Genomic DNA, 23,857 nt, shown 5'->3' with positions numbered 1-23,857 from the left:
ACCGAGCCGCGTCCCCGCCTGCCGGGGGGCGCGGCTCGACCCGTTGCCGGGCCGCCGCGCTAGATTGTGCCGGTGCTCTCTCGCCTCACACGTCTGCCGCGTCCCACCGCCCTCGCCGTCTGCGCCGTGCCGGTGCTGGCGCTGTTCGCCGTCGCGGCCTTCGCCCCGCTGCCCTTCGTGATCGCGCAGCCGGGCCTCACGGCCGACGTGCTCGGGTCCCGGGACGGCAAGCAGGTCATCAGCATCACCGGGGCGCCCGTCCGCGAGACCACCGGCCAGCTGCGGATGACCACCATCCAGGCGACCGGCCCCTCCACCTCCGTCACCCTGCCCGAGCTGGCCGGTGACTGGTTCGACACCACCCGGGCGGTCATGCCCCGGGAGGCCGTCTACCCGTCGGGCGGAAGCGACGAGGAGATCGAGGAGCACAACCTGGAGGAGATGACCAAGTCGCAGTCGACGGCCTCCGAGGCCGCGCTCGGTTTCCTCCACAAGGACCCCAAGGACGTGAAGGTCGAGCTGAACCTCGCCGACGTCGGCGGCCCGAGCGCCGGCCTGCTCTTCTCCCTCGGCATCGTCGACAAGCTCGACGGGAACGGCAGCGGTGGCGATCTCACCGGCGGTCGCACCATCGCCGGTACGGGCACCATCAGCGGGGACGGCGAGGTCGGTGCGGTCGGCGGGGTGGCCCTGAAGACCCAGGCCGCGCGGCGCGACGGCGCGAGCGTGTTCCTCGTACCGGAGGCGGAGTGCTCGGACGCGAAGTCCGAACTCCCCGAGGGGCTTCGGCTGGTCCCCGTCACCTCGCTGACGGATGCGGTGAACGCACTGCGGGCGCTGCAGAAGGGCGGAGCGGTTCCGTCCTGCTGATCCGCGGGGCGTCCATGGCCCGCCAGGCGGGGAACACCAGCGGCGAGAGCGTGGCGAGGAAGTACACCCCGCCGAAGACCAGCAGCGCCCGCGTCACCCCGAAGCCGTCGACCAGCAGCCCGGCCGCCAGCCCGCCCAGCGGCATCGTCAGCTCGCAGCCCGCCTGGGTCACGCCCGCGACCCGGCTGCGCAGCGCGTCGGGCACCTTCTCCAGCGTCACCGTGGTCAGGATCGGGTTGAGCATGCCCGCGCCCAGCCCGGACAGGGCCATCGTCACCGCGAGGGGCAGCGGGGTGTCGGTGAAGGCGGCGACCATGTAACGCGGGGCTCCGCACAGCAGGAAGGCCGCCGCGAAGACGGCCCTACGGGGCAGCCGCTCGCCCCACGCTCCGTAGAGCAGGGCGCCCAGCAGTGCGAACCCGCCGAAGAGGGCGACCATCAGGCCCAGCGCGGTGGCTCCGCCGAGGGCTTCGCGGCCGTGCACGGGCAGCAGCACCGAGGACCAGCCCTGGTCGAGGCCGTTGGTCATCATCACCATCACGGTGACGCCGAGCAGCAGCCGCGTACGGGTCATGAACCGCCAGCCCTCGGCGAGTTCGGCCCGGTAGCCGGCCAGCGACACCTTCCCGGCGGCGCGCTGCGGCTCGGCCGCCGGGATCCCGCGCAGGAACGCGGTGACCAGCAGCGCGGACGCGCCGAAGCTGACCGCGTCGATGAGCAGGACCGATTCGGCACCGACGGTGGCGATCAGTACGCCGGCCAGCGCGGCCCCGATCATGCGGGCTCCGCGCGAGACGGCGTCGTAGAGGCTGGCGGCGCGGGCCACGGTGGTGCCGGCGTGCTCGGCGAGGTGGGGGAGCAGGACGTAGCGCGCGGCGAGTCCGGGGGTGTGCACGAGCCCACCGACGGCCATCAGGGCGCACAGCATCCAGAACTCCAGCAGCCCCGCGTAGTGCAGCAGCGGGATCGCGGCGACGGACAGCCCGCAGATCAGGTCGGAGGCGGCCGAGACCCGGCGGCGGCCGAGCCGGTCGATGACGGGGCCGCCGACGAGGGCGGCCACGGCGACGGGCAGGGTGGCGCAGAAGGCGACGATCCCGGCCTGGCCGGCGCTGCCCGTGGTCTGGAGCACGAACCACGGGACACCGATGAGGGTGAGGGAACTCCCCGCTATCGAAATGGTGTTGGCGAGCAGGACGGCGGTGAAGGGGCGACGGCTCACGCGGCGCCACCGTACGGGCGGGTGATGCGCCGGTGCAGGTGTGCGGGCTGGATCAGGCGGATGCCGACGACGATCAGGGCCTCGCCGAGCCGGTTGCGCAGGGCGCAGGAGGGGAGCGGGCGGAGGTGGGGGGCCGCCTCCCGGGCGCGGCGCCAGGCGGCTGCCTCGGCGGTGCGGGTGGCATGTATTTCGGCATGGCTGAAGGCGTGCACGGCAGGACTCCTTCGGTCAAAGGGGGGTGGTGAGGGCGCTGCTCGGTGGCGCTACTTGGTGCGGACCGGGAAGGCGTGGGTGTGGATGCGGACCGTCTCCGTGCCTTCCGAGGGCGGCAGATCGCGGTAGCTGTTGATCAGGTCGTGCATCTTGAGGACCAGCTCGTGGCTCTGCGCGGCGGTCAGCTGCAGCGAGAAGTCGCTGAGCTCCGAACCGCGCCGCCAGTCCACCGACCAGGTGTGCGCGTCGCCCAGCCAGGAGGACAGCTCCTGCTCGTGGATCTTCACGATCTCGGACAGGAACACTTCCGCGGCGCCCCGTGTGGCGGGGTCGGCGTCGTAGATCAGTGCCTCGTCGAACGCGGTGCCGTCCTGGGCGGGCCGCCACCAGCGCTCGCGTCCCTTGCCGTGCTCCGGGGCGTCCTCGATGAACCCGTACGCGGCGAGCTGGCGCAGGTGGTAGCTGGTGGCCCCGCTCGATTCCCCGAGCTGCTCCGCGAGTTGCGAGGCGGTGGCCGGCCCGTGCAGGCGCAGGGTGCCCAGCAGGCGCATGCGCAGCGGATGGGCCAGGCCGCGCAGGGAGTGGGCGTCGAGCTTGCGGATCTGGGGCTCGGCGGCCTTCTCGGCCGGCTTCCCGGCGGACTTGGGGGACTCGGCGCTCTTCTCGGGCATGCCTCAACGATAGAGTTGCAAAGAAGTCTCTGCAAGGGTTTCTTTGCAACGGCTCCTTTGGAACTCTCCGGGGCGGCCCGGCCCGGCCGGTTCAGCCGGGATGAGCTGAGCTCATCCCGGTTCATCTCAGCCTTCCTTGATGAACCCCTCCGCCACCAGCCACTCCTTCGCCACGTCGTGCGGATCCCGCCCCTCCACGTCCACCAGCGCGTTGAGCCGCTGCGCCGTCTCCGTCGTCAGCCGCTTCGACAGCGGGTCCAGCAGGCCGGCGATGGTCGGGTACTTGGCCAGCGTCTTCGCGTGCAGCTCGGGCGCCGCGTTGTAGTTGGGGAAGAAGTGCCGGTCGTCGGCGAGGGTGTCCAGGTCCATGGCCTTGATCCGGCCGTCCGTGGTGAAGGCCTCGCCGAGCAGGCAGGAATCGGACTTGGAGACCTGCGTGTAGATGATCCCGGCGTCCATCTTCATGATGTTGCCCGCCGGGATCTTCATCCCGTACGCCTTCTCCATCCCCGGCAGCCCGTCCTCGCGCGAGGCGAACTCGTTCTCCACGCAGAGCGTCACCGCCGACGGGTCCTTCGCCGCCAGCGCCGCCACGTCCGACATGGTCTTCAGCCCGTACTTGGCGTTGTTCTTCTTGCTGATGGCGAGCGTGTAGGTGTTGTTGAGCGTGGACGGCGGCAGCCAGGCCACACCGTTCTTCACGTCCGCGTCCCGCACCGCCTCCCACTGCTCGTAAGGGTCGGCGATGGGCTTGTCGTTGCCCAGATAGGTGATCCACGCCGTGCCCGTGTACTCGTACATGGCGTCGGCGTCGCCCTGCCGGATCGCCTCGCGCGCGCTGATCGAGCCGGGCAGGTTGGTGCGGTCCAGCACCTCGGCGCCGGCCGCCTTGAAGATCAGGCCGATCATCTGGCCGAGCACGATGTTCTCGCTGAAGTTCTTCGAGGTGACCGTGAGCGAGGCGCCCTTGAGTGGCTGCCCCCGGCCGACCGAGCCCGGTACGACGTCGTCCACCATCGGGGACCCGCTCTTGAGCCCGCAGCCCGCGAGGGCCAGCAGCGGCAGCAGGGCCGCGCAGGCCGCGGCGGCCGTCCGTGTGCCGAGCCTGCGCATCTACGCCTCCAGTCCGCGCGGCGTCAGGACCGTCTCGGCGAGTGAGGCCAGCCAGTCCACGAACAGCGCCAGCGACACGGTCAGCACCGAGCCCAGCACCAGCACCGGCATCCGCTGTGTCTGGATCCCGGAGGTGATCAGGTCTCCCAGGCCCCCGCCGCCGCCGAAGGTGGCAAGGGTGGCCGTGCCGACGTTGAGGACGAGGGCCGTCCGCACGCCGGCCAGGATCAGCGGGACGGCCAGCGGCAGTTCCACCTTCAGCAGGGTCCCCATGGAGGACATGCCGATCCCGCGCGAGGCCTCCACCAGCTGGGGGTCGATCTGGCGCAGTCCCGCGACGGTGTTGGACAGCACGGGCAGGACGGCGTAGGCCACCATGCCGATGATCGCCGTCGAGGGGCCGATGCCGAGCCAGATGACGAGCAGGGCCAGCAGTCCGATGGCCGGGGTGGCCTGGCCGATGTTGGCGATCGCGGTGACCAGCGGGGCCGCGCGGCTCAGGCCGCGCCGGGTGAGGGCGATGCCGAGCGGGATCGCGATGATCAGCACCCAGAAGGTGGAGACGGCGGTGAGCTGGATGTGCTGCCACAGCCGGAGCTCGACGTTGCCGTCGGTGAGGGAGTTCTCGGCGATCGTGTCGAGGGTGGTGTTGGTGATCCACAGGTACGTGGCCAGCAGCACCAGCGCCAGCACGATCGGCAGGGTCACCAGCTGGGTCCAGGTGAGCCGGCGCCCGGGCCGGGCGGCCGGGGCCTGGAGTTCCGCGGCCTCGGTCAGCTCCGGATCCCGGAAGACGTGCCCGTTGACCTCGTGCTCGCCCGGCGGGCGCTCGGGGGAGACGGGGTTGCGCGGGCTCATGATCCGTCCGACCCGTCGTCGCGCAGCCCCTCCAGGTCCCGCTCGGTGCGGTGGTGGCGCAGCTCCTCCAGGTCGTGGGCGTGCTCGGCGGCCGTCAGCCGGTCGGCCTCCAGCATCTCGTGCACGGAGTTCATCAGCGTCTCCATGTCCACGACGCCGATGTACTCGCCGCGCCGCCCGGTGACGGCGACCCGGCCGCCGCTGTCCGTGAGTACGGCCTCCAGGGCGTCGTGCAGGGTCGCGTCCCGGGTCACCGTGTCGTGCACGAGCTGGCCGGCCCGGGCCAGCGACCCCTTGGCGCGCATCAGGTCGCCGCGGCGCAGCCATTTGTAGGGGCGGCCGCGCCGGTCCAGCATCAGCAGCTCGTTGCCCTGGCCGGCGCGCAGGGTGTTGAAGATCTGCTGGAGCGGGTCGTCCACGGAGACGGTCGGGAAATCGGCGATCTCCACGTCGCGCACCCGGGTCAGGTTGAGCCGTTTGAGGGCCGCGCCCGCGCCGACGAAACCGGAGACGAAGTCGTCGGCCGGGTTGGTGAGGATGGCCTCGGGGGTGTCGAACTGCGCGATGTGCGAGCGCTCGCGCAGGACCGCGATCCGGTCGCCGAGCTTGATGGCCTCGTCGAAGTCGTGGGTGACGAAGACGATCGTCTTGTGCAGCTCGTGCTGGAGGCGGATCAGCTCGTCCTGGAGGTGGTCGCGGGTGATGGGGTCGACGGCGCCGAACGGTTCGTCCATCAGCAGGACGGGCGGGTCGGCGGCGAGCGCCCGGGCCACGCCGACGCGCTGCTGCTGGCCGCCGGAGAGCTGGCGCGGGTAGCGGCCGTGGAACTCGCGCGGGTCCAGTCCGACCAGATCGAGCATCTCCTCCACCCGGTCCTTCACGCGGGACTTGGACCAGCCGGTCATCTTCGGGACCAGGGCGATGTTCTCGGCGACCGTCATGTGCGGGAAGAGCCCTGAGGACTGGATCGCGTACCCGATCTTGCGGCGCAGCTTGACCGGGTCCATGTCGGTGACGTCCTCGTCGCCGATGCGGATCCGGCCGGAGGTGGGCTCGATCAGCCGGTTGATCATCTTGAGGGTGGTGGACTTCCCGCAGCCGGAGGGGCCCACGAAGACGACCGTCTCGCCGGCCTTGATCTCCATCGACACGTCGTCCACGGAGGGGTTGGGGTTGCCCGGGTAGCGCTTGGTGAGGTTCTCCAACCGGATGGTGGCGCCGGAGGTCGATGAGGTGGCCGGGGACGGACCCTCGCGGTCCTCGCGGCCCTGCAGGCCCTGCAGGGCCTCCCGGTCCTCGGGGCTCCTGCGGTTCTCGGCGGGCTCGGACGTCGGCTCAGACACGGATTCCCCTGGGGATGGTGAGACGGCCGAGCAGGACGTACGCGGCGTCGAAGAGCAGGGCGAGGATGACGACGCCGAGGGTCCCCGCAAGGACCTGGTTGATGGCGTTGGCGCTGCCGAGCGAGGCGATCCCCCGGAAGATCTCGTTGCCGAGACCCGGCCCGGAGGCGTAGGCGGCGATGGCCGCGATGCCCATCAGCATCTGCGTGGAGACCCGGATGCCGGTCAGGATCGGCGGCCAGGCGAGCGGCAGCTCCACCCTCAGGAGCTGGGCGCTGCGAGACATCCCGATGCCCTTGGCGGCGTCGACCAGGGCCGGATCCACCCCGCGCAGCCCGACGATGCAGTTGCGGACGATGGGCAGCAGTCCGTACAGGGTCAGGGCGATCACGGTCGGTGCGACGCCGAGGCCGACCAGCGGGATCAGCAGGCCGATCATGGCGAGCGAGGGGATGGTCAGCACCGTGGAGGTGGAGGTGACGGCGAGGTTCCCGGCCCAGCCGCTGCGGTAGGTGAGGACGCCGATGGCGATGCCGAGCGCGGTCGCGATCACCATGCACTGGAAGACGGCGCTGGCGTGCTGGAAGGCGTCGGTGAGGAGCTGCTGGTGGCGGTTGGACAGGTAGGTCCAGAAGCTCACGCCACCTCACCTCGTCCCGGTCAGTGGTCCTCGGCCGCCTGTTCGACCAGGGGAATGATCCGCAAAGGAACGGGATTCTCCATGACGATCGCCGTCGAAGCCCGAACGATCCCATCAAACCCGACAACCCGGTCGATCACCCGCTGGAGGTCCGCGTTGGAGCGGGCCACGAGCCGGCACAGCATGTCCCCGTGCCCGGTCGTCGTGTGCAGCTCCAGCACCTCCGGCACGCCGTCCAAGTGCGCCCGTACATCGGCCCCTTGGCCCTGTTTGATCTCCAGCGTGGCGAAGGCCGTCACCGGGTACCCCAGGGCCGCCGGATCCACCTGCGGACCGAATCCCCGGATGACTCCGTTCGACTGAAGCCGGTCCAGCCGGGCCTGTGCGGTACCGCGTGCCACGCCGAGCCGGCGCGAGACCTCCAGAACCCCGATACGGGGCTCGCGGGCGAGCAGGACGATGAGCCGGCCGTCGAGCTCGTCGATTCCCATGGCACCTCCGGGGTGGTCGGTCGGTAGTCATAGTGTGCAGATATTCCAGCCATGGTGGGCTGTTACTGAGCAGTCTGTACAGACAAAATCGAAACTATTGCGCAGCTTGTGGAACGGCGGGACTCTGCGGTCATGACTGAGACCCAGCCGCTCGCCGCCGCCCCGCTCACCGCCGCCAAGGCAGACCCCTTCCCCGTGAAGGGCATGGACGCGGTGGTCTTCGCCGTGGGCAACGCCAAGCAGGCCGCGCACTACTACTCCACGGCCTTCGGCATGAAGCTGGTCGCCTACTCCGGACCGGAGAACGGCACCCGCGAGACGGCCAGCTACGTCCTGACCAACGGCGCCGCGCGCTTCGTCCTCACCTCGGTCATCAAGGCGTCCACCGACCGCGGCCGTTTCCTCGCCGAGCACGTCGCCGACCACGGCGACGGTGTCGTCGACCTCGCGATCGAGGTCCCGGACGTGGCGGCCGCGTACGCGTACGCCGTCGAGCACGGTGCGCGCGGCCTGGACGAGCCGTACGAGCTGAAGGACGAGCACGGCACGGTGCGGCTGGCGGCGATCGCCACCTACGGCCAGACCCGGCACACCCTGGTCGAGCGCGGCGACTACTCCGGCCCCTACCTGCCCGGCTTCGTCTCCGTCGGCCCGGTCGTCGAGCCCCCGGCCAAGCGCACCTTCCAGGCCATCGACCACTGCGTGGGCAACGTCGAGCTCGGCCGGATGAACGAGTGGGTGGCGTTCTACAACAAGGTCATGGGCTTCACGAACATGAAGGAGTTCGTGGGCGACGACATCGCGACCGAGTACTCGGCGCTGATGTCGAAGGTCGTCGCCGACGGCACCCTGAAGGTGAAGTTCCCGATCAACGAGCCGGCGATCGCGAAGAAGAAGTCGCAGATCGACGAGTACCTGGAGTTCTACGGCGGCGCCGGCGTCCAGCACATCGCCCTCGCGACCAACGACATCGTGGCGACGGTCCGCGCGATGCGGGCGGCCGGCGTGGAGTTCCTGAACACCCCGGACTCCTACTACGACACCCTCGGCGAGTGGGCGGGCGAGACCCGGGTCCCGGTCGAGATCCTGCGCGAGCTGAAGATCCTCGTCGACCGCGACGAGGACGGCTACCTGCTGCAGATCTTCACCAAGCCGGTCCAGGACCGCCCGACGGTCTTCTTCGAGATGATCGAGCGGCACGGCTCGATGGGCTTCGGCAAGGGCAACTTCAAGGCGCTCTTCGAGGCGATCGAGCGGGAGCAGGAGAAGCGGGGCAACCTCTAGGAGGTCGCGGGGGACCGGGCGGGCTGCCCGCCCGGACCCGCTCCCCGGGCGGAGCCCCGGCCGCAGGTCCGGGCGGCGCCCGGGAAGCCCCGTGCAGCGGCTCCCGCCCGCTCCCGCCCGCTACCGCCCCGCCGCGGCCGGCTTCGGCTTCGGCTTCGCCTTCGCTTTCGCGGCCGGCTTCGCCGCCTTGGGGAGTTCCGGGGCCACCCACGGAGTGGTCGGCTGCATGTTCTCCGGGCCCCCGGCCACCGGCTTGCCGATCGCGGCCAGCGCGTCCTTCGCAAGCGGCCCCCGCACCGGCGAGAACCGCGGGTTCGTCCGCAGCGCCTCCTCCAGGTGCCGCCGCGCCCCGCCCTCGTCGCCCAGGCCCCGCTCGATCAGCGCCCGGTGGTACGAGAACTCCGCGAGCCGCAGCCCCTGATCCGTGGCCTTCTTCGCGTACTCCAGTGCCGCGGTGTCGTCGCCCGTCCTGTGCAGCGCCCACCCCAGCGCGTCCGCCACCTGAACGCTCTTGTGGCGGCCCCATTCCACCGTGAGGCGCCGTACCGCCGCCGACGGGTCGCCGTGGTCCGCCTCGTACCGGCCCAGCACCAGCTCCTCGTTCACCCCGCTCCGGGCGGCCAGCCCGGCCAGGCCCTCGTACACCGCCCGCGCCTCGTCCCCCCGGCCCATCGACTCCAACAGCTCGCCCAGCTCCAGGGCCAGCCCCGGGACCGCCGCCCGGCCCAGCGCCAGCCGGTAGTCCCGTACCGCCTCCCCGCCCCGGCCCAGCGCCGCCAGTACCCGGGCCCGTCCGCCCAGCGCCTCGGCCTGCGCCGGATCGGTGCGCAGCGCGGCCTCGTACTGGCGCAGCGCCTCCGTCTCGTCCCCGCGCTCCCAGGCCAGCTCCCCGAGCCGGAACAGCACGTACGCCTTCTCCGCCGGGGCCTTGGCCGCTCCGCCCGCGTGCTCCATGGACATGGCCGCGTCCTCGCGCCAGCCCCGGTCCCGGTACACCTGCGAGGCCTTCACGAACGCCGTCAGCCCCGGCCGCAGCTCCACCAGGCGTTCCATCGCGCCCTGCGCGCCCTTGTAGTCGCCGAGGCCGGTGTACGCGTCCACGAGCACCGGGTACGCCGTCCACCGCTTCGGCGCCTGCGCCCGTACGAGCTCGCCCCACTTCTTCCCGGTGCCGAAGTCCCGGCGGGCGTTGGCCAGCGTGCCCATGCCCGTCATCGCGTCGAAGTTGCCCTTCTCGGCCGGGCGGACCTCCAGCGAGCGCTTCAGCGCCCCCTCGGCCTTCGGGTACCAGGCCGGATCGGCCGTCCGCCGGGCCTGCTCCAGGTACGCCGACCCGAGCACCGCCCACGAGGCCTCGTCGTCCGCGTGCCCCGCGACCCACTGCTCCCGGTCCGCGATCAGCGCCGACAGGTCCACCGCCGCCGCGGGCGCGCCCATCCCGACCGCGGCGCGGGCCCGCTCGCTCGGCCCCGGCGGGCGCGCGTCGTCGCCGGCGCGGGCCGGCCGGATCAGCAGGGCCCCCGCGATCAGGACCACCATCGCGGCTGCCGCCACGAGCGTCTTGCGGCCGGTGAAGGTCACGGGCGTGGCAGCCTGCCGCTGCCTTTCCTGAGAGACGGGGGCCTCACGCATAGGGTCCATGGGGTCACTGTGCGTCAATATGAAGAGTTCGCGGAGGTGTCCGAAGAGCGTCGCGGGCGTGTTCACACCGATGGCCCCGGCTGTCACGCTGGCCTCATGGATGACGATCTCTCCGCCCCGCTCCCGTCCCGGCTGCGCACGATGCTCCTCGAAGGCCTCCCGCCCGAGGCCCTGCTGACGGACCCGCAGGTGACCGCCTCCTACGCGACCGACATGGCGAGCTTCTGCGCCGCCGGCACCCCGGCCGCCGTGGTCCTGCCCCGCACCGTCGAACAGGTCCAGCACGTCCTGCGCACCACCCACGCCCTGCGCGTCCCCGTCGTCCCACAGGGCGCGCGTACGGGCCTCTCGGGCGCGGCCAACGCCTCCGACGGCTGTGTCGTGCTGTCACTCGTCAAGATGGACCGGATCCTGAGCATCGACACCGTCGACCGGATCGCCGTCGTGGAACCCGGCGTGGTCAACGCCGTCCTGTCCCGCGCCGTCGCCGAACGGGGCCTGTGCTATCCGCCGGACCCCTCCAGCTGGGAGCAGTGCACCATCGGCGGGAACATCGGCACCGCCGCCGGCGGTCTGTGCTGCGTCAAGTACGGGGTCACCGCCGAGTACGTGCTCGGCCTCGACGTGGTCCTCGCCGACGGCAGGCTCCTGCGCACCGGCCGGCACACTGCCAAGGGCGTCGCGGGGTACGACCTCACCCGCCTGTTCGTCGGCTCCGAGGGCAGCCTCGGCGTGGTGGTCCGGGCCGTCCTCGCACTGCGTCCGGCCCCTCCCCGCCAGCTCGCGCTCGCCGCCGAGTTCCCCTCGGCCGCGGCCGCCTGCGAAGCCGTCTGCGCCGTCATGGAGGCCGGTCTGACCCCCTCGCTGCTCGAGCTGATGGACCGTACGACCGTCCGCGCCGTCAACGCGCTGGGCAAGATGGGACTGCCCGAGACCACCGAGGCCCTGCTGCTCGTCGCCTTCGACACCCCGCAGGCGCCGGACGACCTGGCCGCCGTGGGATCGCTGTGCACCGCCGCCGGGGCGAGCGCCGTCGTACCGGCCGAGGACGCGGCGGAATCCGAACTGCTGCTCCAGGCGCGGCGGATGGCCCTGCCCGCGCTGGAGGCCCTGCGGCCCGCGACGATGATCGACGACGTCTGCGTACCGCGCTCGCGGCTCGCCGAGATGCTGGACGGAACCGCCGCCATCGCCCGCACCCACGATCTGCTCATCGGGGTCTGCGCCCACGCCGGGGACGGCAACACCCACCCCATCGTCTGCTTCGATCCGGCCGACGAGGACGAGACCCGGCGGGCCCGCGCCTCCTTCGAGGAGATCATGGCGCTCGGGCTCGAACTGGGCGGGACCATCACGGGCGAACACGGGGTCGGCGTCCTGAAGAAGGAGTGGCTCGCCCGCGAGCTCGGCCCGGTGGGGCTGGAGATGCAGCGCGCCGTCAAGCGGGCCTTCGACCCGGAGGGGCTGCTCAACCCGGGCAAGCTGTTCTGACTCACAGCTCCCCGTCCGCCGATTCGTCCGAAGGCCACGGGTCGCGCATCCACAGCTCGTCGGCCGGCGTCGGGGTGAGCAGCTCGGCCAGCGCCGCGTCCATGCCGAGCAGCTCGGCCTCGCTGCCCGGCGGCACGATCCGCAGGGTGCGCTCCAGCCAGGCGGACACGGACACGGCCGGGGCCTCCAGCAGGGCGTCGCCGTCGGGGGAGCTGAGCGCCATGCACAGGACGGCCTTCTGGCCGATCTTCGTGGGCCAGATCCGCACGTCTCCGTGGCCGCACGGGCGGAAGATCCCCTCGACCAGCAGCTCGCGGGCGAAGGTCCAGTTGACCGGGGCGCTGGATCCGGTGTGGAAGGTGATGTGCACGGCGTACGGGTCGTCCGTGAGGTACAGGAGCCGGGCGGGGACGGAGACGCTGCGCTCGGGGGACAGCACCAGCTTCAGTTCCAGCTCGCGCTCGATGACGGGTTGGTGCATGACGGCCTCACTTCGCTACGGAGTACGTGTTCGGGCGGTGTGCGGGGCCGGCGATCCGCCCCACGCCCGGAGAGAGCGCCGAAGTGCCCGGTTATGACGCGACTTCGCGGGGCAATCCGCGGATTGGCCGAAATCTGTCGGCTGACCGGAAACATGCGCAGGGGACCGCGTTCGCCCGAACGCTTGGATTCTCCCGTTACCGGACCTGTCGGGGGGCGGTTCTTGGCTATGGTCCACCCCTGCACAAGCCTCAAGCCACGATCGGAGTTGGGGACATTGACGGCCTCCCCTGGTGACGGCGAGCAAGCGGCCCGCGAGGGCTACTACCCCGATCCGTCCATCCCCGGGTACGTCAGGTTCTGGAACGGCCTGAACTGGGTGCCCGGTACGAGCCGCCCCGCGGTCGCGGCGGACGAGACGGGTCCGGTGTTCCTCGACGAGACCGGGGTGAGCGAGGCGCTGCGCGAACCGGAACCCAGGTCCGGGGCCGGGTCCGAGTCCGGGGCCGGGTCCGTAGCCGGGCCGCGGGCCGAGCCCGTCGTGTGGCAGGCCGACCCGCTCCACCAGTCCGGCTTCGGCGGGCCGCGCGACCACCGCATCTCCTGGGGCAACGAGCCCGCCGCCGCCGTCCGTCCGGCGGGGATCTCGCTGGCCCGTCCGCCGGTCCCCGCCCAGGTGTCCGGCTCCGCGGCCCCGGAAGGCGTCGGCATCCTGTCGGCCCGCTCCCCGGCCGCCGCCCCGGCTCCGGCCCCGGCTCCGGCTCCGGCCCCGGATCCCGCACCGCTGTGGCCCGCCGCCCCCGGCTCGCAGGGCTCCGCGGCGCGGCCGGTGGAGCGTACGGAGCGTGCGGCGCCCGTGGAGCGTGCGGCCCCGGCTCCGGCCCCGGCACGCGTCTTCCCGGCCCCGTCCGCCGCGCGTCCCGGGCCGGCCGCGGAGCCTCCCGCGGCCGCCGCGGTGCCCGCGCCCGCACCGCCCGCACCCGTACCGCCCGCGTCCCCCGCGCCGGCCGTGCCCCGCCGCGCCACCGAGCGGGCCGTGTTCGAGCGGATGGCGGAGCGGGCCGTGCGTCCCGCCGGGCTCGTGCGCCGTGCGGTCGCCCGGCTGCTGGACTCCCTCGTGTACGCGGCCGTCGCGACGGGGACCGCGCTGCCCCTCGTCCCCGGGGCCACCGCGCACATCCAGGACAAGGTGGACGCCGCCCGGGTGAGCGGGCGGACCACCACCGTGTGGTTGCTCGACGGGACCATCACGGGCCTGCTGGGCCTCGTACTCGGTGCCGTGCTGCTCTTCGGAGTGCTCTACGAAGCCCTGCCCACGGCCCGTTGGGGCCGCACCCCCGGCAAGAAGCTGCTCGGCGTGCGCGTCCTGGCCACCGCCACGCTGCGTCCGCCCGGCTTCGGTGCGGCACTGCGCCGCTGGTTCGTGTACGCCCTCCTGGGCCTCCCGGGGGCCCTGTGGGCCCTCGCGGACCGCCCGCGCCGCCGGGCCCTCCATGACCGCTCCGCGCGGACGTACGTGGCCCGCTAGCGGGCCACGGCGCACTCGCGCGGGACCGCCCGCGCAGGTGCGTCCCCCGAATGGACGCGTCCCCGTTGCGGGCCCGGCCGAGCCGGGTTCGACTCGGGCCATGAGCACCGACCAGCCGCCGCCGGGCCAGCCGCCCGAGGACGACCCGTTCCTCAAGAAGCCCCAGGAGCCGACGCCCCCGTCGGGTGGTTCGCCGTACGGCCCGCCGCCCACCGGTGCGGGAGGGGGATTCCCGCCTCCGCCTCCGTCGGGCGGCGGGGGAGGTGGTTACCCTCCGCCCCCGCCCGGTGGCGGCGGTTACCCGCCCCCTCCGCCCCCGTACGGCGGGGGCGGCGACCCGTACGGCGGTGGTGGCGGCTACGGCATGCCCGACCCGCTCGCCGGGATGCCTCCGCTCGCCGACTTCGGCAAGCGCCTCGTCGCCCGCGTCATCGACCTGCTGATCGTCGCCGTCCCGCTGTTCGTGATCCAGTTGCTCGTCGGTGACCGCAGCCGCTACACGGTCGAGACGAACAACGGCGAGGACGTCACCGAGGTCATCACCAAGTCCTACAGCGGTAGCGGCCTGATCATGACCCTGATCTCGATCGTGGCCTACGTCGGCTACGACTGGTGGTTCGTCAAGAAGAACGGCCAGACCTTCGGCAAGAAGTGGATGGGCCTGCGCGTCGCGATGCTCAACGACGGCAGCGTCCCGCACTCCAACGCCGCTCTCAGCCGGTCGGCCGTGCTCTGGCTCCCGACGCTGATCTGCTGCTTCTGCCTGTGGCCGATCGCGCTCGTCGTCTCGATGCTCGTCGACAAGCCCTACAAGCAGGGTCTGCACGACAAGGTCGCCAAGACCGTGGTGGTCCAGGCCACCTAGAGGTACCCGGCCGTACGGTCCGGCGCGCGGGCGGTCTCCCCACGGGGGAGGCCGCCCGCGCCGCGCTGTCCGGGGCGGGTCAGTGGTGCACGGGGTGATCGACCGGAACCGGGGCGGGGGTCGCGGACGGGACCGGGGCCGCCGTCACGTCCTGCGGCAGGGTGTCGGGCACCGGCGAGGCGTTCCTCGAGCGGTTCGCCGCGTGCCGGCCGCGCCGGCGCGGGATCGGGACGGTCACTGCGACGAGGAGCCCGAGGGCGAGGGCGGCCGCGGAGATGACCGCGACGCCGAGTCCCGTACTCGTCTGCGAGAGCAGCAGCATGGCGATCGTCGACACGATGACGGTGGCGGACCCGTAGGCGAGCTGTGCGGCAGTCGGACGCGGCATGGCGGTTTCCGTCCTCGAAGCGGGAGGGGGAGTCTGCTCAACCAGGTCTGGCGTCAAGTGACTCTACGACGGTGGATGCCCGAGGGGAACTGTCGGTAAGCGCGTCCTTACCCATGTGGTGCGTACTGGCGGAGCACAGGGGGCGCACGGGGCTCATGCCGGGGCCGGTGCGGGGCCGGTGGAGCGCCTCCGGGATGCTGGGCTCCGAGCGGGAGGGGCCGCCGCGAGGTGCCGGGAAGGGCTGTTAGTCCGCTATGCCCGTGGAACGTCCGAATAGCGGAACTCGGTGACCGCATAGTGCAGTTGTAAGGAACAAGTCAAGGTCTGTCTTTTCTCGCGACTCTCCGGTCAAATGTCGTCACTTGAGACGCGCGCCGCACGGAACCCCCCAACTCCTCCGGAGACGTTCCGCACAACTTCGCGGCCGCGGGAGGGGAACGACATCAAGTGACCAGCAACTCCGCAAGAAGGCGAGCGCTGCGCGCCGCCGCAGTTGGTGTGACCCTGGCCGCGACGGCGGCCACTGGCGCCGCCTTCACCATGGCCCAGGCAGACCAGGGCCGGAGCGTGCCCACCACGGCGGACCGTCAGGACCCGACCGCTCCCTCCAAGGAGCAGGTCAAGCACAACCTCGACGGTCCGTTCACCAAGCAGCAGGAAGCCGCGAAGAAGGCTGCCCTGGAGCAGGTGCTCACCGGCAAGAAGGGCGTCGAGCAGCGTGGCGCCTCCAAGGTCGTCAAGCTCGACGAAAAGAAGTACGTCGAGCTCGGCCGCGAGAAGACCGACAAGATCTTCACGATCCTCGTCGACTTCGGCGACCAGGTGGACAGCACCACCATGTTCGACCCGGACGGCCCGGGCGGCCCCAAGCCGCCCGCGCCCAAGTACGGCGGCAACGCCGGCCCGGCGCACAACCAGATAGCCCAGCCCGACCGTGCGACGAACAACAGCACGGCCTGGCGCAAGGACTTCAACCGCGCGTACTTCCAGGACCTGTACTTCGGTACCGGCCAGGGCAAGAACTCGCTGAAGACCTACTACGAGAAGACCTCGTCGGGCCGTTACTCGGTCGACGGAGAGGTCGCCGACTGGGTCAAGCTGCCGTACAACGAGGCCCGTTACGGCTCGAACTACTGCGGTCAGACCAACTGCGCCAACGTCTGGGACACGGTCAAGGACGGCGTGACCGCCTGGGCCGACGCGCAGAAGAAGGCCGGCAAGACCGACGCCGAGATCAAGGCGACGCTGTCCCAGTACGACCAGTGGGACCGCAACGACTTCGACGGCGACGGCAACTTCAACGAGCCCGACGGCTACATCGACCACTTCCAGATCGTCCACGCGGGCGAGGACGAGTCGGCCGGCGGCGGCGTGCAGGGCACCAACGCGCTGTGGGCCCACCGCTGGTACGCCTACGGCACCGACGCCGGCAAGACCGGCCCGGCGAACAACAAGGCCGGCGGTACCCAGATCGGCAGCACCGGCATCTGGGTCGGCGACTACACGATGCAGCCCGAGAACGGCGGCCTCGGCGTCTTCGCGCACGAGTACGGCCACGACCTGGGCCTCCCGGACCTCTACGACACCTCCGGTGGCGGCGAGAACTCGGTCGGTTTCTGGTCCCTGATGTCGGCGGGCTCCTGGCTCGGCAACGGCAAGGACTCCATAGGCGACCTCCCGGGCGACATGAACGCCTGGGACAAGTTCCAGCTGGGCTGGCTGAACTACGACGTGGCCAAGGCCGCGACGAAGTCCACCCACAAGCTGGGCGTGGCGGAGTACAACACCAAGGACAAGCAGGCGCTCCTCGTCGAGCTGCCGAAGAAGCAGGTCAAGACCGAGATCGTCGCTCCCGCCGAGGGCTCCTCGCAGTGGTGGAGCAACATGGGTGACGACCTCAAGAACACCCTGACCCGCTCGGTCGACCTGACCGGCAAGACCTCCGCGGCCCTGTCCCTCAAGGGCTGGTGGGACATCGAGGCGGAGTACGACTTCCTGTACACCGAGGTCTCCACGGACGGTGGCGCCACCTGGACCGCGTTGGCCGGCACCGCCGACGGCACGGCCATCCCGGTCGACGCCTCCGGCAGCCCGTCGCTCACCGGCGTCTCGGGTGCCTGGAAGAACCTGAACTACTCGCTGGACGCCTACGCGGGCAAGAAGGTCGACCTCCGCTTCCGCTACCAGACGGACGGCGGCGCGGGCGGCAAGGGCTTCACGGCCGATGCCCTCACGATCACCGCGAACGGCTCCACGCTGTTCACCGACGGTGCCGAGAACGGCGACAACGGCTGGACCGGCAAGGGCTTCTCCCGCGTCGGCAACGGTTTCACCAAGGAGTACGCCCAGTACTACCTGGCCGAGAACCGTCGCTACGTCTCGTACGACTCCACCCTCAAGGTGGGCCCGTACAACTTCGGCTTCACCAACACGAAGCCGAACTGGGTCGAGCACTACCCCTACCAGGACGGTCTCCTGATCTGGCAGTGGGACACCTCGCAGAAGGACAACAACACCAGCCAGCACCCCGGTGCCGGTCTCGTCCTTCCGATCGACGCCAACGCCAAGCCGATGAAGTGGTCGGACGGCACCCTGCTGCGGAACAAGATCCAGCCGTACGACGCCACCTTCAGCGCGTACTCCACGGATGCCTTCACCCTGCACAAGAACGGTGAGGCGCTGTTCCTGAAGCCGAAGCCCACCAACCTGGTCTTCGACGACCACAAGGGCAAGTACTACTACGACGAGAACCCGACCGGCTCGGTGAAGGTCACTGACACCAACACCAAGATCAAGATCGTGAAGGAGCCCTACGACGGTCTCCAGATGACGATCGAGGTCGGCCCCTCCGTTAAGTAATTCGGTAAAGCCGCAGGTCAAAACATGATCGGCCGTCGCCCTCTAGCGGGCGGCGGCCGATCGCGTTTAGATGCGTGGGCTGAGTTTCTTATTGACGGGGGAGATGAAGACATGCCCGGTGGAGGTTTCGTCCGATTGCCAGGCGGCAGCGTGGTGGTCGCGCTCACGCTGCCCAGACCGCCCCTCGACAGCGCCGCGGGCGGCGCCGTCGAGGACGGGAACGTCCGCGTGCTGGTGCACGCGGTGAACCGGGCCCGCGCCCTGACCAGGCTGCGGAACCTCGGAATGCGAGCTGTCTACCTGCGCGGCAACGCCCAGCCGCCGACCCCGGACGAGATTACCGCCGTCCTGCACCACCCCGACGGCCTGCTGTGGCGCTGCGCGCCGGACCGGGCCGCGGAGCTGTGGCACCCGATCAGGGCGCTACTGGGCTGAGCGGGAGGGGCGGGGCGGGAGGGGCAGGGCCGGAGCCGGCCGGCCGGGCAGGGTGGGGGCGGGAGCGGGGCGGGGCTCAGCCGAGCTCGAAGCCGAAGCTTCCGCCCACCCGTAGGCCGTCCTCCTCGCGGACGGTCCACCACCGCACGGCGTAGGCGCCCGCCGGGATCCGGTCCCCGCGGGTGTGCCCGAAGCTGTACGCGGGTGGCAGGGTCCGGCGCATCCGGAACTCCAGCATCGGCTTGCCCTGCCGGGTGAGGACGTCGGCCCCGGCCAGCAGGGCCAGCTGTCCGGTGGGCCGGGCCGGCTCACCCTGACCGGACCAGACGAACGTCGGCTGCCAGCCTCCCTCGGAGGCCGAGAAGCTGATCGTGCCGCGGCCCCGGAGCGAGTGGTCCGGCGGGGCGCCGTCGTCCGCCGGTCCGCTGAAGCTGAGCATCACAGATCGCCTCCCTGTGGCAGGTGGTGCCGAGGTGGTGCCGGCCGGCGGCCGACCCTCCGCACGCTGCCAGGCAGCACGGTTCCCCGTGCGTCTCCTTCGCGGCTTTGACGGGATCTGGCCCCACATTGTCCGGTTGGTGATCCGGTGACGCTCCGCTGATGCTCCAGCATCGCTCCGGGGTCAGCCGGCCACCACGGGGGTCCCGCTCAGCTCCACCCCGGCCGCCCGGAGCTCGGCCAGCGCCCGGGTCGTGGTGTGCGGGGCCACGCCGGCCGTCAGGTCCAGCAGTACGTGCGTACGGAACCCCGCGCGGGCCGCGTCCAGGGCGGTGGCCCTGACGCAGTGGTCGGTGGCGATGCCGACCACGTCGACCTCGGTGACGTGCCGGTCGCGCAACCATTCCACGAGCCCGCGGCCGTTCTCGTCCGCACCTTCGAAGCCGCTGTACGCCGCCTCGTACGCCCCCTTGTCGAAGACGGCGGCGACCGCCCCCGAGGCGACGGCGGGCGCGAAGTTCGGGTGGAAACCCACGCCCTCGGTCCCGGCGACGCAGTGGACCGGCCAGGAGGTCTCGTAGTCCGGCTGGGCCGGGGGGTGGGCGAAGTGGGGGCCGGGGTCGACGTGGTGGTCGCGGGTGGCGACGACGTGCCGGTACCCGGCCGTGGACTGCCCGATGAGCTCGGTGATGGCGGCGGCGACGTCGGCGCCGCCGGTGACCGCGAGGCTGCCGCCCTCGCAGAAGTCGTTCTGTACGTCGACGACGATCAGTGCGCGGTGCATGTCCGGTGCCCTTCGGCTTGATGTGTGGTGCGACTGGGACCCGCGGGGCTCATTCCCCGCCCCGCCCCGGCAAATCCAGCACCGCCGGCCTTTGCGGCGCGCGGGGCCCGGGGCTGAGCCCCGGGGGCCCGGCCGTGCCGGGTCCGCTACGCGTACTCGGTCGGGATCACGGCCTCGCCGCGCGAGAGCTGCGTCGCCGAGAGCGGGAGGCCCGCGAGGGCCTCGCGGTGGCGCTCGCGCACCGTCTCCAGGGACTCGCGGGCCACGACCTCACCGGCCTTGACCAGCTGGACGAGGAGCTGCGTGTCGGCCAGCGCCGCCGGAACGGGCCCGGTACCGAGCACCTCGGCCTCCGCGACCCCCTCGGAGTCGACCCGGCGGGCCGCCCACTTGCGGCCGCCGACGGAGGTCTTGCCGCCCGAGGACTTCTTCGCCACCGACACCAGCGGAGCCTTCGGATCGGCGGAGGCCGCCCGCGCCACCAGCTTGTAGACCATCGAGCACGTCGGGTGCCCGCTGCCCGTCACCAGCTGCGTGCCGACCCCGTAGGCGTCCACCGGAGCGGCCGCCAGCGAGGCGATCGCGTACTCGTCCAGGTCCGAGGTCACCACGATCTTCGTCGAGGTCGCCCCCAGCTCGTCCAGCTGCTGCCGCACGCGGTGCGCGACCAGGAGCAGGTCCCCGGAGTCGATCCGGACGGCGCCCAGACCGGTCCCGGCGACCTCCACGGCCGTCCGGACCGCCTCCGCGACGTCGTAGGTGTCCACCAGCAGCGTGGTGCCGCCGCCCAGCGAGGCGACCTGGGCGGTGAAGGCGTCCCGCTCGCTGTCGTGCAGCAGGGTGAAGGCGTGCGCGCTCGTACCGACCGTCGGGATCCCGTACCGGAATCCGGCCGCCAGGTCGGAGGTGGAGGTGAACCCGCCGACGTACGCGGCGCGGGCCGAGGCGACGGCCGCCAGTTCGTGCGTGCGCCGGGCGCCCATCTCGATCAGGGGCCGGCCGCCGGCGGCCGAGGACATCCGGGAGGCGGCCGCGGCGATCGCGGAGTCGTGGTTGAGGATCGAGAGGATCACGGTCTCCAGCAGCACGCACTCGGCGAAGCTGCCCTCGACGCGCAGGAGCGGCGAGCCGGGAAAGTAGACCTCGCCCTCCGGGTAGCCCCAGATGTCGCCGGAGAAGCGGTAGGAGGCCAGCCAGTCGAGGGTCCGGGTGTCGACCACGGCCCGCTCGCGCAGGAACTCCAGTACGGCGCCGTCGAAGCGGAAGTTCTCCACCGCGTCGAGCACCCGGCCGGTTCCCGCGACCACGCCGTAGCGCCGCCCCTCGGGCAGCCGCCGGGTGAAGACCTCGAAGACCGAGCGTCGGTCGGCGGTGCCGTTGGCCAGCGCGGCCTGCAGCATCGTGAGCTCGTAATGGTCCGTGAAGAGCGCTGTCGACGGCACGTCCACCGGCAGGCCCAGGTCCGCAGGGTTCATGCAACGGATGCTAGCGCACATCTCGTCAAAGTGACGAGATGTAGGGGCCCGTTTGTGCGACGGGCCCCTGTCAGTGGCAGCATGGGACAAGTGAGTGTTGCTCCTGTTGAGATCGAACGCACCGAATCGGCCGAAGAGACCTTCGTGGTCCCGGAACCCGACGTCCCCTGGGTGACCCTGGTGCACAACGACCCGGTCAACCTCATGAGCTACGTGACGTACGTGTTCCAGGCGTACTTCGGTTACTCCAAGGACAAGGCGAACAAGCTGATGATGGACGTCCACCACAAGGGGCGGGCGGTCGTCTCCAGTGGCAGCCGCGAGGAGATGGAACGGGACGTGCAGGCCATGCACGGTTACGGGCTCTGGGCGACCATGTCCCAGGACCGCAACTGATGGGCGGCGTGTTCGAGCCCCTGAGCGGGGGCGGCGCCACCGCCGCGCTGGACGGGATCGAGATCTCGATCCTGCGTTCGCTCGCCGTGCAGCTGCTGGAGCTCATCGGCCCCGGCGACCCCGAGCCCGAGCCCGACGCCGACCCGCTCGCCGCGCTCTTCGCGGCCTCCGACGGCCCGACCGAGCCTCCGTCCGACCCGGCCCTCGCCCGGCTCTTCCCCGACGCCTACGGCGGCCCGGACACCGGCCCCGACGCCGACACGGAGGAGCTGCGGGCCCACTCGGCCGAATTCCGCCGCTTCACCGAGAACGACCTGCGCACCCGTAAGCGGGAGGACGCGCTGGCCGTCGTGCACAGTCTCGACGCGCTCACCCCGGCCGGCGACGAGGCTGCGGTGCTCGAGCTCACCGGAGAGCTGCCACTGCGCTGGCTGGGGGCCCTCAACGACCTGCGGCTCACCATCGCGGCCCGACTCGACATCACCGAGGACGACGAGAGCGCCGCGCTCTTCCGGCTGCCGGACGACGATCCGCGCAAGCCGATGGTGATGGCGTACCTCTGGCTCGGTGGTCTGCAGGAGACCCTCATCGAGACCCTCTGAGGATCCTCAAGCGACAGCCCGGTTCGCTCAGCGGACGCTCAAATCCGGATAACGATCAGATCACCACCAAGTGGTGATCTGATTTGTTTCCGGACCCCTTGTCCTGATTTTTTTGCGCACTGCGTCACACTTTCTGCCCTCGCTCACCCGTAGGCACGTGATAAATCTTCACGACCGCCGACGGGGCGCCACCCATGCCCCCCGGCCTGCTTGAACCGGCTGATCGCCGGCGTGCAACTCCATCCGTATCCGGGGGGATCGAGGACCCGATCCGCAGCCGCTCGAGGCGCGGGTCGGCGTGGAGAAAGGCGCACCAAGAACATGACCTCCGTACAGGTCGACGAGCAGCAGCACGACACGGGCGAGGGCGGCGGCGAGGGTTACCACCGTGCCCTCGGTGCCCGGCAGATCCAGATGATCGCGATCGGCGGTGCCATCGGCACCGGCCTCTTCCTGGGTGCGGGCAAGGCCATCTCGAAGGCCGGACCCAGCCTGATCCTGGCCTACGCCATCGCGGGCCTGGTCATCTTCTTCATCATGCGGGCCCTGGGCGAACTGCTCATGTACCGCCCGGTCTCCGGCTCCTTCTCGGACTACGCCCGGGAGTTCCTCGGCCCGTTCTGGGGCTACGTGACCGGCTGGACCTACTGGCTCTTCTGGGTGGTCACCGGCATCGTCGAAGTCACCGCGGCCGCGCAGTACATGGCGTACTGGACCCACGACAGCTTCCCGCAGTGGGCGTACGCGCTGATCTTCACCTTCGTCCTCTACGGCGCCAACCTGATCTCCGTGAAGCTCTTCGGTGAGCTGGAGTTCTGGTTCTCCATGGTCAAGGTCACCGCCATCGTCGGCATGATCCTGATCTGCGCGGGCATCCTCACCATCGGCTTCTCGGACGCCGCCGACACGGCGACCGTCTCGAACCTGTGGAACGACGGCGGCTTCTTCCCCAAGGGCCTCGGCGGCACGCTGATGACCCTGCAGATCGTGATGTTCGCCTTCCTCGCGGTCGAGCTGGTCGGCGTCACCGCCGGCGAGTCCAAGGACCCGGAGAAGACCCTGCCCAAGGCCATCAACACCGTGCCGTGGCGCATCGCCGTCTTCTACGTCGGCGCACTGATCATGATCCTCTCGGTCGTCCCGTGGCACGAGTTCCAGCCCGGCGTCAGCCCCTTCGTCGCCGCCTTCGAGAAGATGGGCCTCGGCCTCGGCGCGGCGGTCGTCAACTTCGTCGTCCTCACGGCCGCGCTGTCCTCCTGCAACTCGGGCATGTACTCCACCGGCCGCATGCTGCGCGACCTCGCCCTCAACGGCCAGGGCCCGAAGGTCTTCACCAAGCTCACCAGGAGCGGCACCCCGCTCGCCGGCACCACCTTCTCCGCCGCGCTGATGCTGGTCGGCGTCTGGATCAACTACGTCGCCCCCGGGAAGGCCTTCGACTACGTCGTCTCCTTCGCCACCATCTCCGGCATGTGGGCCTGGATCATGATCCTGGTCTGCCAGATCCGCTACCGGGCCGCCTCCGACCGCGGCGACCTCCCCAGGTCGACGTTCCGCGCCCCCGGCGGCCCGTACACGAGCTGGTTCGCCCTCGCCTTCATCGGCATGGTCATCGTGATGATGGGCATCGACAAGGACGCCCGCGTCTCGCTCTACTGCGCGCCGCTGTGGGGCCTGCTGCTGGGCGTGTCCTACCTGGTCATGAAGAGCCGCGACCCGCGCGGCGCGGCCTTCACGAAGGCCTCGTAGCCGACGCTCTCCCGGACCTCG

At 71.0% G+C, this 23,857-nt stretch carries 24 protein-coding genes; 10 read left to right on the top strand and 14 right to left on the bottom strand.

All coding sequences use genetic code 11. From position 1 onward, the window contains the following. The first annotated feature begins 72 nt into the window (after positions 1–72). Positions 73–870 carry a S16 family serine protease gene (locus OG389_RS14545; RefSeq protein WP_328298905.1) on the top strand — a complete coding sequence of 266 codons (798 nt, stop codon included), beginning with the start codon at positions 73–75 and terminating at the stop codon, positions 868–870. Here OG389_RS14545 and OG389_RS14540 read toward each other — a convergent pair. The 8 genes from OG389_RS14540 to OG389_RS14505 form a co-directional block, all read right to left on the bottom strand. Beyond that, positions 800–2,092, bottom strand: a complete 1,293-nt coding sequence (locus tag OG389_RS14540; RefSeq protein ID WP_328298904.1) for an MFS transporter — start codon at positions 2,090–2,092, stop codon at positions 800–802. The genes OG389_RS14545 and OG389_RS14540 overlap by 71 nt on opposite strands. After that, on the bottom strand, positions 2,089–2,304 hold the full coding sequence (locus tag OG389_RS14535) for a hypothetical protein (RefSeq protein WP_328298903.1): 216 nt from the start codon (positions 2,302–2,304) through the stop codon (positions 2,089–2,091). The genes OG389_RS14540 and OG389_RS14535 overlap by 4 nt, the downstream gene beginning before the upstream one ends. Positions 2,305–2,355: 51 nt before the next feature. Next, positions 2,356–2,976, bottom strand: coding sequence for an ArsR/SmtB family transcription factor (locus tag OG389_RS14530; protein WP_328298902.1), 621 nt, complete (start codon positions 2,974–2,976; stop codon positions 2,356–2,358). 126 nt (positions 2,977–3,102) lie between these two features. Then, a complete protein-coding gene (locus tag OG389_RS14525) occupies positions 3,103–4,089 on the bottom strand; it encodes a glycine betaine ABC transporter substrate-binding protein (RefSeq protein ID WP_443059272.1) in 987 nt (328 codons plus the stop codon). Then, complete coding sequence (locus OG389_RS14520) at positions 4,090–4,947, bottom strand: ABC transporter permease (protein ID WP_328298901.1); 858 nt, start codon at positions 4,945–4,947, stop codon at positions 4,090–4,092. It abuts the gene before it with no gap. Further along, positions 4,944–6,221, bottom strand: a complete 1,278-nt coding sequence (locus tag OG389_RS14515; protein ID WP_328303775.1) for a betaine/proline/choline family ABC transporter ATP-binding protein — start codon at positions 6,219–6,221, stop codon at positions 4,944–4,946. The genes OG389_RS14520 and OG389_RS14515 overlap by 4 nt, the downstream gene beginning before the upstream one ends. A 61-nt stretch (positions 6,222–6,282) precedes the next feature. Next, the gene (locus OG389_RS14510; protein WP_328298900.1) at positions 6,283–6,930 is read right to left on the bottom strand and encodes an ABC transporter permease; all 648 of its coding nucleotides are present in this window, start codon (positions 6,928–6,930) and stop codon (positions 6,283–6,285) included. 20 nt (positions 6,931–6,950) lie between these two features. Further along, positions 6,951–7,421, bottom strand: coding sequence for an Lrp/AsnC family transcriptional regulator (locus tag OG389_RS14505; protein WP_328298899.1), 471 nt, complete (start codon positions 7,419–7,421; stop codon positions 6,951–6,953). Between the two features lie 132 nt (positions 7,422–7,553). Here OG389_RS14505 and hppD point away from each other — a divergent pair, with 132 nt between their 5' ends. Next, on the top strand, positions 7,554–8,705 hold the full coding sequence (hppD, locus tag OG389_RS14500; protein WP_328298898.1) for a 4-hydroxyphenylpyruvate dioxygenase: 1,152 nt from the start codon (positions 7,554–7,556) through the stop codon (positions 8,703–8,705). A gap of 120 nt (positions 8,706–8,825) precedes the next feature. Here hppD and OG389_RS14495 read toward each other — a convergent pair whose 3' ends face one another. After that, positions 8,826–10,346 (bottom strand): hypothetical protein, encoded by a 1,521-nt coding sequence (locus OG389_RS14495; RefSeq protein WP_328298897.1) that lies wholly within the window; start codon positions 10,344–10,346, stop codon positions 8,826–8,828. A 96-nt stretch (positions 10,347–10,442) separates the two neighbouring features. Between OG389_RS14495 and OG389_RS14490 the strand changes: the two genes are divergently transcribed. Beyond that, positions 10,443–11,837 (top strand): FAD-binding oxidoreductase, encoded by a 1,395-nt coding sequence (locus OG389_RS14490; protein ID WP_328298896.1) that lies wholly within the window; start codon positions 10,443–10,445, stop codon positions 11,835–11,837. Position 11,838: 1 nt separating this feature from the next. Here the strand turns inward: OG389_RS14490 and OG389_RS14485 are convergent, their stop codons facing one another. Next, entirely contained in the window at positions 11,839–12,318 is a 480-nt protein-coding gene (locus OG389_RS14485) for an SsgA family sporulation/cell division regulator (RefSeq protein WP_328298895.1), read from the bottom strand. A 276-nt stretch (positions 12,319–12,594) separates the two neighbouring features. Between OG389_RS14485 and OG389_RS14480 the strand changes: the two genes are divergently transcribed. Both OG389_RS14480 and OG389_RS14475 read left to right on the top strand, forming a co-directional pair. Next, on the top strand, positions 12,595–13,845 hold the full coding sequence (locus OG389_RS14480; RefSeq protein ID WP_328298894.1) for an RDD family protein: 1,251 nt from the start codon (positions 12,595–12,597) through the stop codon (positions 13,843–13,845). 100 nt (positions 13,846–13,945) lie between these two features. Beyond that, positions 13,946–14,710, top strand: a complete 765-nt coding sequence (locus OG389_RS14475) for an RDD family protein (protein WP_328298893.1) — start codon at positions 13,946–13,948, stop codon at positions 14,708–14,710. Between the two features lie 79 nt (positions 14,711–14,789). Here OG389_RS14475 and OG389_RS14470 read toward each other — a convergent pair whose 3' ends face one another. Then, a complete protein-coding gene (locus tag OG389_RS14470; protein WP_328298892.1) occupies positions 14,790–15,098 on the bottom strand; it encodes a hypothetical protein in 309 nt (102 codons plus the stop codon). A gap of 447 nt (positions 15,099–15,545) precedes the next feature. On the opposite strand from OG389_RS14470, the gene OG389_RS14465 reads away from it, so the two are divergent. Both OG389_RS14465 and OG389_RS14460 read left to right on the top strand, forming a co-directional pair. Then, positions 15,546–17,957: an immune inhibitor A domain-containing protein gene (locus OG389_RS14465; protein WP_328298891.1), complete on the top strand. Its 2,412-nt coding sequence runs from the start codon at positions 15,546–15,548 to the stop codon at positions 17,955–17,957. A gap of 111 nt (positions 17,958–18,068) precedes the next feature. Beyond that, positions 18,069–18,392 carry a hypothetical protein gene (locus OG389_RS14460; protein ID WP_328298890.1) on the top strand — a complete coding sequence of 108 codons (324 nt, stop codon included), beginning with the start codon at positions 18,069–18,071 and terminating at the stop codon, positions 18,390–18,392. 76 nt (positions 18,393–18,468) lie between these two features. Here OG389_RS14460 and OG389_RS14455 read toward each other — a convergent pair whose 3' ends face one another. The 3 genes from OG389_RS14455 to OG389_RS14445 all read right to left on the bottom strand — a co-directional run bounded on the left by OG389_RS14455 (position 18,469) and on the right by OG389_RS14445 (position 21,089). After that, entirely contained in the window at positions 18,469–18,831 is a 363-nt protein-coding gene (locus tag OG389_RS14455) for a hypothetical protein (protein WP_328298889.1), read from the bottom strand. 183 nt (positions 18,832–19,014) lie between these two features. Then, entirely contained in the window at positions 19,015–19,614 is a 600-nt protein-coding gene (locus tag OG389_RS14450) for an isochorismatase family protein (protein ID WP_328298888.1), read from the bottom strand. A gap of 146 nt (positions 19,615–19,760) precedes the next feature. After that, positions 19,761–21,089 carry a nicotinate phosphoribosyltransferase gene (locus OG389_RS14445; RefSeq protein WP_328298887.1) on the bottom strand — a complete coding sequence of 443 codons (1,329 nt, stop codon included), beginning with the start codon at positions 21,087–21,089 and terminating at the stop codon, positions 19,761–19,763. Positions 21,090–21,170: 81 nt separating this feature from the next. Between OG389_RS14445 and clpS the strand changes: the two genes are divergently transcribed. The 3 genes from clpS (at position 21,171) to OG389_RS14430 (ending at position 23,836) form a co-directional block, all read left to right on the top strand. Beyond that, positions 21,171–21,485 (top strand): ATP-dependent Clp protease adapter ClpS, encoded by a 315-nt coding sequence (clpS, locus tag OG389_RS14440; protein WP_328298886.1) that lies wholly within the window; start codon positions 21,171–21,173, stop codon positions 21,483–21,485. Next, positions 21,485–22,087 (top strand): DUF2017 domain-containing protein, encoded by a 603-nt coding sequence (locus OG389_RS14435; RefSeq protein ID WP_328298885.1) that lies wholly within the window; start codon positions 21,485–21,487, stop codon positions 22,085–22,087. The genes clpS and OG389_RS14435 overlap by 1 nt, the downstream gene beginning before the upstream one ends. A 321-nt stretch (positions 22,088–22,408) precedes the next feature. Beyond that, positions 22,409–23,836: an amino acid permease gene (locus OG389_RS14430; protein WP_328298884.1), complete on the top strand. Its 1,428-nt coding sequence runs from the start codon at positions 22,409–22,411 to the stop codon at positions 23,834–23,836. Positions 23,837–23,857: the final 21 nt, after the last annotated feature.

Source organism: Streptomyces sp. NBC_00435 (assembly GCF_036014235.1).
Classification (GTDB): Bacteria; Actinomycetota; Actinomycetes; order Streptomycetales; family Streptomycetaceae; genus Streptomyces.
The sequence above is the reverse complement of the archived record's forward strand: the minus strand, read 5'-3'. Positions and strand labels throughout refer to the sequence as shown.